This is a genomic window from uncultured Anaerovibrio sp., from assembly GCA_902786545.1.
Lineage (GTDB): Bacteria > Bacillota > Negativicutes > Selenomonadales > Selenomonadaceae > Anaerovibrio.
Genome location: CADACU010000068.1, coordinates 1 through 9,844 on the forward strand (window position 1 = coordinate 1; position 9,844 = coordinate 9,844).

Below are 9,844 nucleotides of genomic sequence, written 5' to 3' on the forward strand. Positions count from 1 at the left end.
ATTGCCATAAGCCGCTGCGCAATCTGGTTTAAGGCTTATGGCTTTTTCTAAATTTTCGATAGCCTTTTGGTATTCACCTAGTTCTTCGTATACATACCCTATATTGCCATAAGCCGCTGCGCAATCTGGTTTAAGGCTTATGGCTTTTTCTAAATTTTCGATAGCCTTTTGGTATTCACCTAGTTCATCGTATACATCCCCTATATTGTTATAAGCCTCTGCGTAATCTGGTTTAAGGCTTATGGCTTTTTCTAAATACCCTATGGCCTTTTGATATTCACCTAGTTCATTGTATGCATACCCTATATTGTTATAAACCTCTGCGTAATCTGGGTTAAGGCTTATGGCTTTTTCTGAATTTTCGATAGCCTTTTGGTATTCACCTAGTTCATCGTATACATACCCTATATTGCCATAAGCCGCTGCGTAATCTGGTTTAAGGCTTATGGCTTTTTCTAAATTTTCGATAGCCTTTTGGTATTCACCTAATTCATTGTATACATACCCTATATTGCCATAAGCCTCTGCGTAATCTGGTTTAAGGCTTATGACTTTTTCTAAATAATCTATGGCCGAAATATAATCTTTTTTCTGAATGCTCTCCCACCCCTTTTCAAAATAGGAATTAGCCTCGTATTCCCGATCGTTTTTCTGTGCCTCTATGTCTATTTTCTTTTTCTGCTCCGGGGTAGCCGTTTTATACTGCTGCTTAAGTTCTTCCATTTCCTTACGTAGGCGTTCATTTTCTTCCTGATACTCTTGCAACGAATGTTTTAAATTTATGTTATCTTCCTGGATTTTTTCCTCTACCTTGTCCGTATCCACCACGGCCACTACGTGACATTGAAACTGAATTGATTCGCCCACAATCACCGGGGTGAATTTTACATCCCTAACCTCCAGCACAGACGATGTCCAAAGGCGAATATCATCTTTGGTTACTTTGCTATTAGAAACGGCTGTAAAGCTTTCCACATAAGTTGCCGCCTGCTCGCCGGCACTACGTATGGCATCTACCCTGGCTCTTTCCTTAGCAATGGCCTGATTTTCCGCCATGCCATCACCCATTTGGTAAAATCCGTCCGCCTCGACAGTGCGTACCTCGGCCGATACCTGCCCTGGCAGCCATAAGCTTACCCCCAGTAATGCAGCGCATAGCAGTGTCTGCAGTTTCCTTCCCCTCATAAAATTTACCTCCCTTTATAAGTTATCCACATTTGCCTATAGTATAGCACTTATGTCCCCCCCCACAAGACATAGGTGTCTGTACAATGTATTTTTAATGCAACTCTTAACTGGCTCTAATAGTGGCTAATTTAGTTCTAATGTGTTTTTAAGCTTAACATATATAGCACAGTATTTGTCCACTGGTAATGGACAACATAAAAATACCCTGCAGCTCAAAACGAGCTACAGGGTAGCATTTTTTAGGTATAAAGTTCTAATTACATCAAATACCGCAGATATACATAAACCATGCTGATGATGATGGACAAAACCATGCAAGGGAAGGCCACCTTCATAAAGCCGATGAAGGAAATCTGCTGGCCATGCTTAGCAGCCAAGGAAGCAACTACTACATTGGCACTGGCACCAATCAAGGTACCGTTACCGCCCAGGCAGGCACCTAAGGCCAGGGACCACCACATAGGCTCCAGATTATTAAGACCCATGGTACCCATATCCTTAATCAGCGGAATCATGGTAGCTACGAATGGAATGTTATCAACAAAGGCGGAAGCAAAGGCCGACATCCACAAAATAAGGATAGCGGTAGCCTCCACAGAACCCTGGGTAATAGCGATGGCTTCCTCCGCCAGCATCTTGATAACACCGGTCTCTACCAGAGCACCAACCAGGATGAACAAACCGGCAAAGAAGAAGATAGCTGTCCACTCAACCTTGCCCAAAACCTTGGAAATCATTTCCTCATCCCGGGTGAAGGTGATGAGCAGCAACAGGCCGGCACCGGTCAACGCCGCCGTAGCGGATTCCAAACCAAGGACATTGTGCATCACAAACAATCCCATGGTGAACGCCAATACAGCCAGACACTTCTTTACCAATACTTTATCGCGAATCTGCTTGGCAGCATTCAGCTTCATAACCTGCTCCTGCAGCTCCGGTGTTGTATGCAAAGACTTGCCATACAGCATTTCCAGAATGAATATGGTAACAATAAAAATAACAATAGCCGGCAAAGTCAGGTGCATTATGAAATCCATAAAGCTCAGGCCAACTGCGGAACCAATCATAATGTTTGGTGGGTCACCAACCAGAGTAGCGGTACCACCAATATTGGAGGCCAAAATCTGGGCCATCAGGAACGGCTTTACATCCACCTTCAGCTGAGCAGTGATACTGAAAGTAACCGGTACCGTCAACAGTACAGTGGTTACATTATCCAACAGGGCGGAGCAACATGCCGTCAAGGTAGCCAAGGCTAAAAGCAGCTTCATTGGCTGAGCCTTGACCCGCTGGGCTGCCCAAATAGCCAAAAAATTAAACAAACCGGTTTCGGCGGTAATATTGACGATAGTCATCATACCAATCAGCAGTCCCAAAGTATTAAAATCAATGTGATGAATGGCCACTTCCTGGGACAAAATACCGCATAAAATCATCAGCATAGCACCAACAATACCTACAATCGTACGGTGCACCTTCTCTGAAATAATCAGAGCGTATGCAGCAATGAAAATTACTACTGCAATCGTTGTTGTACTCACTTTTCCTTACCTCCCAAATATGCCTAAATTTGACCGACAAATTTTATTACACTAACTCTATCATATTAGCCAAAAAAAGTACATATTTATTCCTATTTATTTCTATTTATTCTTGTTTGTTACTATTTTATTTGGCAGGCTTACCTTTGACGACCGGGGTAATAATTATATCCCAGCCTTCCCGTTTCACCTTCAGGGTGTAATTTTTCATGCCTTCCCGGAACAGCTCCATCTTCAATTCCAGCAGCTTCCGGCCCAGTTTGTCCAATGTCTCATCATCCAGTCCGGACATGGACAGGCTGTTTTCTTTCTTGCCAAAAATCTTTTCCCGGCGTTTCTTTTCCTCAGCCGCCTCTGCTGCCATAAACTGGGCTTCCATGGTAACTTCTTCCACATAGCCGTCCAGCATATCCTTGTCGGATAATCCCTTTGGTATCTTTCCCATAGCTTATCCTTTCTTGGCCTTGGCCCAGGAGTCCTTCAGCCCTACTACCCGGTTAAATACTAATTTTTCCGGTGTGGTATCCTTGTCCACCACAAAGTAGCCGGTACGCAGGAATTGATAATGGGTGCCTACTGCTGTAAAGCTGGCACTTGGTTCAATCAAAGCGTTTTCAATGACTTCCAGCGAATTCTTGTTGACAGCTGCCAGGAAATCGGCCGGTGCCTCACCATTTTCATCGGTTTCAATCAAATAATCATACAGACGGACCTCAGCCTCAATGGCATCCTCAGCGGATACCCAGTGAATAGTCCCCTTTACCTTGCGGTTAGCCGTAGCCCCACCAGTCTTGGACTCAGGGTCATAGCTGCAGTGCAGCTCTACAATGGTGCCGGTCTCGTCCTTGATGACTTCCTCACACTTGATAATATAGCCATGCTTTAAGCGAACCTCACCCTCTGGCTTCAAGCGGAAGAACTTCTTTGGGGCATCCTCCATAAAGTCCTCCTGCTCAATGTACAGCTCCCGGCTGAACGGTACATAGCGATGTGCCGAAGTATTTGGATTGTTGTCCGCTACCATATATTCCTTTTTACCTTCCGGGTAATTGGTAATAACCACCTTCAATGGGTGCAACACAGCCATAATACGGTCCGCATTTTTATTCAAATCATCCCGAACGCAATGCTCCAGCATGGCCACATCCACCAAGCTGTTGGCCTTTGCCACACCGATTTCCTCACAGAAAGCCCGCAGAGAGGCTGGAGTATAGCCCCGCCGGCGCAAACCGGAAATGGTCGGCATCCGTGGGTCATCCCAACCAGACACATAGCCTTCCTCCACCAGCTGACGCAGCTTCCGTTTGGAAGTAACCGTATTGGTAAGATTCAAGCGGGCAAACTCAATCTGGCGTGGGCGGGCCCCCACTTCGAAGCCCAAAGCCTGCAACAGCCAATCATAGAATGGCCGATGATCCTCAAATTCCAAGGTACATACCGAATGGGTAATTTCCTCAATGGCATCGGACAATGGATGGGCAAAATCGTACATTGGATAGATGCACCACTCATTCCCGGTGCGATGATGGGCCACATGAGCAATCCGGTAAATAACCGGATCACGCATAACAATATTTGGTGATGCCATATCAATCTTGGCCCGCAGAACCTTTTCTCCATCGGCAAATTCACCGTTTTTCATTTTCTCAAACAGCTGAAGGTTTTCTTCCACGCTACGGTTGCGGTACGGGCTCTCCTGCCCCGGCTCGGTTAGAGTGCCTCGCATGGAGCGAATTTCCTCAGCCGAGGAATCATCCACATAAGCCAGACCTTTTTTTATAAGCTCCACAGCAAAATCATACAACTTGCCAAAGTAATCCGAAGCAAAAAACATCCGGTCATCCCAGCTAAAGCCCAGCCATTTTATATCCTCCTGAATGGAGTCAACATATTCAACATCCTCTTTTACCGGGTTAGTATCATCAAACCGCAGGTTACAGATACCATTATTTTTCTTGGCCAAACCAAAATTCAGGCAGATGGACTTGGCATGGCCCACATGAAGATAGCCATTTGGCTCCGGTGGAAAACGGGTATGCACCCCCTCCGGATAATAGCCCTTCTTTAAATCCTCATTTATTTCATTTTGAATGAAATTTGAACCTGTAACAGCAATTTCTGCCATATTATCGCTCCTTTTTATCCTGCTCCCACCAACGGGTCCATTTCCTTTTTAATATCACCAGCACTCTTTAGTATATCACAAATCCATCGGCAAATCAGCAGAATTGCATTTATCGTCTACATATTTATTTAAACGGGCAATGCCCTCACGAACCAGCTCAGTCTGGGGAAGCCGTTCTTCCACCCGCAGCAGATAGCCCTTTTCCCGGATGCGTCGCATTGTCCAGGCAAAATTTATATCATAGGCCCACATCAACCGCACTAATATTCGATCGTTTAATGTTTGTATTTCGGTATAATCCACCTGTTCAGCCCGGCAGAATTTTTCCACAAAGCCGGGAGCAAAGGCTTCTTTGTCATAGTTAACAGCCTGTCGTGAAAAGGCCACCGCCTTTTCCCCCAGCAGATATGGCTCCAACACCCGATAAATATCCAATTTATCCGCATCCCGAATGATTTTGGCAAAAAGCAAATGGCGTTTATCCGGGGCCGGGGCAATGACTTTTTTATTATGATTTCCTATAGCAAAAAGCATAATGTCCTTATCATCTGCCGACAACTCATCAAAAAAGGCCAACTCCTGAATAACCTTCAACCCCAACTCTGCATGGTCTTCGGAATAAGCATCTGCAAAGGTTCTGTACAGAGTCCATTGCCGAAACCGCCCCACATCGTGAAACAGCCCAATCAACTCTGCCAACTGAACATCATGCTCCGGCAGCTGCAGATGACCAGCCAATTCCTTAGCATAGGATGTCACATAGCCGGTATGAACTTCCTTTGTCCTTATCCCCAGCATTACATCTGCATCCTCTTCGTAAAAGGACTTCATATATTCATCCATCCATATATGAGCTTTTTTAACCAGTTCTTTCACCTATATCACCGCCAATAATCTATGCAATCAAGCTGAAAACATACGGGCTTCCATCAGCCCTTACACGAATTTTAAAGTTATCTTTCATCTTGCATATTCGCTTCACGAAGATTTCCCAGCAAAAACAAAGGAGCTGTATCCACAGCCCCTTTACCAGGTTACCCGTAGAATTATATCATAATATGAAGAATTTTAAAACTTACTGATAACAACCTTTTACTAACCCTGTCAAATTGTGTAAAATATTATAACGAGCTTTAAGATGTCCCCTACCTCTTTAGATGGGGGAAAACAAACTACAACAGCTGGCGAACATATCTCCCAGCTCGTTGAAACGCTAATTGGAAGATTTTTCTTCTAAAGAAGAAAAATTTGAACAATTAAACTACATTTCACGAGGTGATGCATTATGTATAAATTTCTACTAACCTTTATAATGGCAATTGCCATGTGTGTCCCTAGCATAGTTAATGCCGGCTTTGGCACGGGCATCGGTATCACTTTCCCTGTGTCCGGCTCCGGATCCAGCAGTCCAAATAATAATAGCAGCTATGCCGCCATGCAATCTGATAATATAATCCAGGAACTAGTCGTTGAGCAGCGGAACGGAAAACTGTTTCTGGAATTAAAAGTTACCAACAGTGGTGATTTACCCTACAGTGTAAGCCATCGGAACGGACAGGTTTATGATTTTATTATTACCGACAAAAACGGTGAAAAATTATGGCAATGGTCCGATAATATGGCCTTTACCCAGGCATTGACATCTTCTTCCATTGACGCCCATAGCTTTAAAGTTTATAAAGCTGAGCTGGACAGCAAAGCCTTTAACAAAATCAAGGAAAACGCTATTCTTGTTACCGCCTATATTTTAGACACATCTTATAAGCTGTCAACAAAGGTTCCAACCCGGGTCGCTGCCAACAAGACACCTATTTTTATCCATGGCGGGGTAATCATCAGTAATTGATTTATTGCCAATAATAAATATATAGTGAAAAATAAAACGGAGGTTCCCAGCATGGGAGCCTCCATTTTCATTTAGTACAGATTTTATTCTATTATTTTGTCCTACGCTGATGGTGCTAGAGCTCCCACCTTTCATGTGGGAGCAAGCACCTATAAAGCTCAGGATTTATTCGACTACATTCATTCGGTGCTTTACGCTCCAACTGAATAAGTCTCATTTTACCCTATGCTAACGGGTGCTAAGCCTCCTACCTCTTAGGTGGGTTGCAAAGCACCCGTAAAGCCAAGGATTTATTCGACTACATCCAGTTGGAGCTTTACGCTCCAACTGAATAAGTCTCATTTTACCCTATGCTAACGGGTGCTAAGCCTCCTACCTCTTAGGTTGGTAGCAAAGCACCCGTAAAGCCAAGGATTTATTCGACTACATTCATTCGGTGCTTTACGCTCCAACTGAATAAGTCTCATTTTACAAACACCACATTGCCCTTCTCCAGGAATTTGGTCTGCTGATTTTCTACCATAATTCTGGCGGCATCGGCATTGGAAATAACCGGATTTACGAACTGTTTGATCGACTGGGCCCGAATAATCAATGGATTGGAACCTGCCCGATCAACACCACTGGTCAAGCTTCTGGCATAACCTACATAGCCACGGCTGATAACATCCTCATAGCTGAAATTATCCTTGCCATATACCATCTGATTATCAGGAGTGAATACGCCGGCTGCCATAGCAGTTTCCAAACCCAGGCCGGTGCAATCAACAATCAGACCAGTGTATGGACCGCTGCTTACCGGAATTTTTGGTGCAGGAGCATAGGTAGTTGCCGGAGCAAATGGAACCGGTGCAGATGCAGTATAGGTCTTTGGAATAACTGCTGAAGCCAAGGACTGCACGCCATATACCGGCAGTTCAATGATAACATGATAACCATCGTCATCCCGATACTTCTTTACCACTTTGGCCCCCTTAATCATACCGTTTACTCTGGTCCGGACCATATCACTGGCTGTAATGCTGTCACGAACAGTAGTGTCCGAATCGATATTTACGCCCTGAACCTCCTCCAGAGCATTACGCATAGCGTCAACCTTAGCAGCCCGATACCCGGTAATGGAGTTAGCATTCATTAGGGAGCCTGTACCCTCTACCCGGATAACACCATCAGAAATGTCGGTTGCTGCAAACACGGTGCAGCTCATCAGTAGCATAGCCATCGCTACAATAATTGAGAATAACTTTTTCATAATAAATTCCTCCTCTTTATCACCTTTGAATTTTTATTATTTAATGGGATTAGTTCCACTAATTCACATTACGCCAATATCTTAATGTATCCTTGGCCATTTTTTCGGCAGCATCGATGGAAGCCTTCTGTAAAACCAGGCGTTCGGCTTCAGCTTCGGTATCAGCCAGCATTTCATAGCTTTCTTGAAAATCCCCTACGACGGCTTTTCTCATACAGTCATAAGCATGTATTCGCACCATAGACTTGGCCATATAACCTTTTCCGGTTGGATTACTCATCACTTTTTCAATGCCCACTTCGCCGATTATTGCGAAATTAGTCATTATGGTATTATTGTCAATCAAGTTCTGCAGGCCCTGGACATAATCATCATATGCACCAGCCAAAATGTGCTGTTTGGCCATCACCAGTTCCTCATCCTGCTGGACTTGGAACCCCTGTAACCCAAACCGGTGATTAAAGGCCTGTTCCAGGCCATCACCAAAGCCCTGATTGTCGGTGGTATTCACCGCCCGCATTACGATGCTTGCCGTCATATCATCCTGGGCCACCTGCCGTTGGGCCACCAGTTCCTGAAAATCGTCGTGCAGCTTACTGTGTCTCACTGCTATCTCAGCTATCACCAACAACTGGTTGCCGGTGGTTGTTTTCTTGGTAACCTTGCAGCTTTCCACATAATCATTGTATCGTTCCAACATTTGGACAAATACACTGTTGGGATCATTTTCAGCCCTGGTATCATGGGAGAACACCTTGAACACGGCTCTTTTCTTGGCATCCTCAATCGCCTTGGCTTCCTGGCCGGCCATGGCCGTTCCGCTGACCTTGACGGTGAGAATATCAGCCGCTTCTGCCCTGCCCCCTATAAAAGAAGTCAACAGCAGCAGCAAAAGGCATCACCGTCTGTGGTCAAGATCTCATCTGGGAAGACGGTCACAAAGCCGAAATCCGTCCGTACGTATTGACCGTTAACAGCACCCTTAACGCGATCTCTATTACCGCTAAAGTGGCTGGCAACAACCGTTGGTATGTACAGCGCATTGAGTTTGAAGCACCTGATCCTCTACCGAACACCGCTGTTTTTGAAGTGCCCTACACCGTGGACTTCGGTAGTGTTCCGGTCGAGGATGGCGAAACGGCAGAAGATGTAGTAAGCGTAGAAGTGAAGGGTAAGCATGTAGTCGGAGATATTCAATTGGCTCTAAAGAGCGGCACCGTTTTCCAATTAGGTAGCACAACTCTTCCCTCTGCCGGAGGCGAGATCGATCTGGCCTACAGTTTGAATTTCACATCTAACGCGTTCGACACGCTGTACGTTAGCGGAAAAGGCGCAGACAACATCCTCGTCAAACAGTCCATTCCACTCAAGATAAGCGGTTATAAATACACGCCGCCTACCTTCAACGTGGACTCGTCTTGCATGGCTATCGGTCCTATGCCCGGCGATTACTACGAGCGCGCACAAGGCACACAGGACTCCTTGCTCAAATCCAAATTAAGCGAAATCATCTTCTGCGGCGTGCGCTACCGGTACGGAAGTGGTCCGCGTAAGACTTGGGACGCTTTCTTCTATACCGATCGCGACACGCTCACTAACGAGGTGTTGGACATGTATTCTAACAACCACCGTTATTTCGACCCTGCCAATCCAACAGCCAGCGTAGGAGGCTTTGATATCGAGCATATGTTGCCCAAGAGTTGGTGGGGAGGTACCGTGAACGAAGCCTACTGCGACCTCTTCCATCTCGTGCCGGGTGACTACTCCGCCAACCGAAGCAAGTTAAACCATGCGCCGGGTATTCCGAGTGACACCACTTTCTGGAACGGTAGTTTTGCCACCGGTAGCGGTAGTGCCTACGGATTACAAAAAGTCTTCTGCCCTACCGATGA

The 9,844-nt window shown here is 45.4% G+C and carries 9 protein-coding genes; 2 read left to right on the top strand and 7 right to left on the bottom strand.

The features are described 5' to 3' along the window. From QZV24_RS09800 to QZV24_RS09820, 5 genes are all read right to left on the bottom strand, one after another. On the bottom strand, positions 1-1,185 hold a 1,185-nt coding region (locus QZV24_RS09800; protein WP_294523359.1), incomplete at its 3' end, for a tetratricopeptide repeat protein. Positions 1,186-1,445: 260 nt separating this feature from the next. Beyond that, positions 1,446-2,729, bottom strand: a complete 1,284-nt coding sequence (locus QZV24_RS09805; RefSeq protein WP_294523361.1) for an ArsB/NhaD family transporter — start codon at positions 2,727-2,729, stop codon at positions 1,446-1,448. A gap of 127 nt (positions 2,730-2,856) precedes the next feature. Next, positions 2,857-3,174 (bottom strand): hypothetical protein, encoded by a 318-nt coding sequence (locus QZV24_RS09810; RefSeq protein WP_294523363.1) that lies wholly within the window; start codon positions 3,172-3,174, stop codon positions 2,857-2,859. A gap of 3 nt (positions 3,175-3,177) precedes the next feature. Further along, complete coding sequence (locus QZV24_RS09815; RefSeq protein ID WP_294523364.1) at positions 3,178-4,854, bottom strand: glutamine--tRNA ligase/YqeY domain fusion protein; 1,677 nt, start codon at positions 4,852-4,854, stop codon at positions 3,178-3,180. Between the two features lie 75 nt (positions 4,855-4,929). Next, positions 4,930-5,730 carry an HD domain-containing protein gene (locus QZV24_RS09820; RefSeq protein WP_294523365.1) on the bottom strand — a complete coding sequence of 267 codons (801 nt, stop codon included), beginning with the start codon at positions 5,728-5,730 and terminating at the stop codon, positions 4,930-4,932. A gap of 409 nt (positions 5,731-6,139) precedes the next feature. Here QZV24_RS09820 and QZV24_RS09825 point away from each other — a divergent pair, with 409 nt between their 5' ends. Then, positions 6,140-6,700 carry a BsuPI-related putative proteinase inhibitor gene (locus QZV24_RS09825; protein WP_294523366.1) on the top strand — a complete coding sequence of 187 codons (561 nt, stop codon included), beginning with the start codon at positions 6,140-6,142 and terminating at the stop codon, positions 6,698-6,700. Between the two features lie 463 nt (positions 6,701-7,163). On the opposite strand, the gene QZV24_RS09830 is transcribed toward QZV24_RS09825, so the two are convergent. Both QZV24_RS09830 and QZV24_RS09835 read right to left on the bottom strand, forming a co-directional pair. Next, positions 7,164-7,952, bottom strand: coding sequence for an LPP20 family lipoprotein (locus QZV24_RS09830; protein WP_290654979.1), 789 nt, complete (start codon positions 7,950-7,952; stop codon positions 7,164-7,166). A gap of 58 nt (positions 7,953-8,010) precedes the next feature. Further along, complete coding sequence (locus QZV24_RS09835) at positions 8,011-8,844, bottom strand: hypothetical protein (protein ID WP_294523369.1); 834 nt, start codon at positions 8,842-8,844, stop codon at positions 8,011-8,013. 71 nt (positions 8,845-8,915) lie between these two features. On the opposite strand from QZV24_RS09835, the gene QZV24_RS09840 reads away from it, so the two are divergent. Then, positions 8,916-9,844: endonuclease (locus QZV24_RS09840; protein ID WP_294523371.1), on the top strand; the 929-nt coding region annotated here is incomplete at its 3' end.

Bases quoted from the DNA above. Each gene is read 5' to 3' on its own strand.
- QZV24_RS09810 (WP_294523363.1), bottom strand. From the start codon at position 3,174: ATGGGAAAGATACCAAAGGGATTATCCGACAAGGATATGCTGGACGGC.
- QZV24_RS09815 (WP_294523364.1), bottom strand. From the start codon at position 4,854: ATGGCAGAAATTGCTGTTACAGGTTCAAATTTCATTCAAAATGAAATA.
- QZV24_RS09825 (WP_294523366.1), top strand. From the start codon at position 6,140: ATGTATAAATTTCTACTAACCTTTATAATGGCAATTGCCATGTGTGTC.
- QZV24_RS09830 (WP_290654979.1), bottom strand. From the start codon at position 7,952: ATGAAAAAGTTATTCTCAATTATTGTAGCGATGGCTATGCTACTGATG.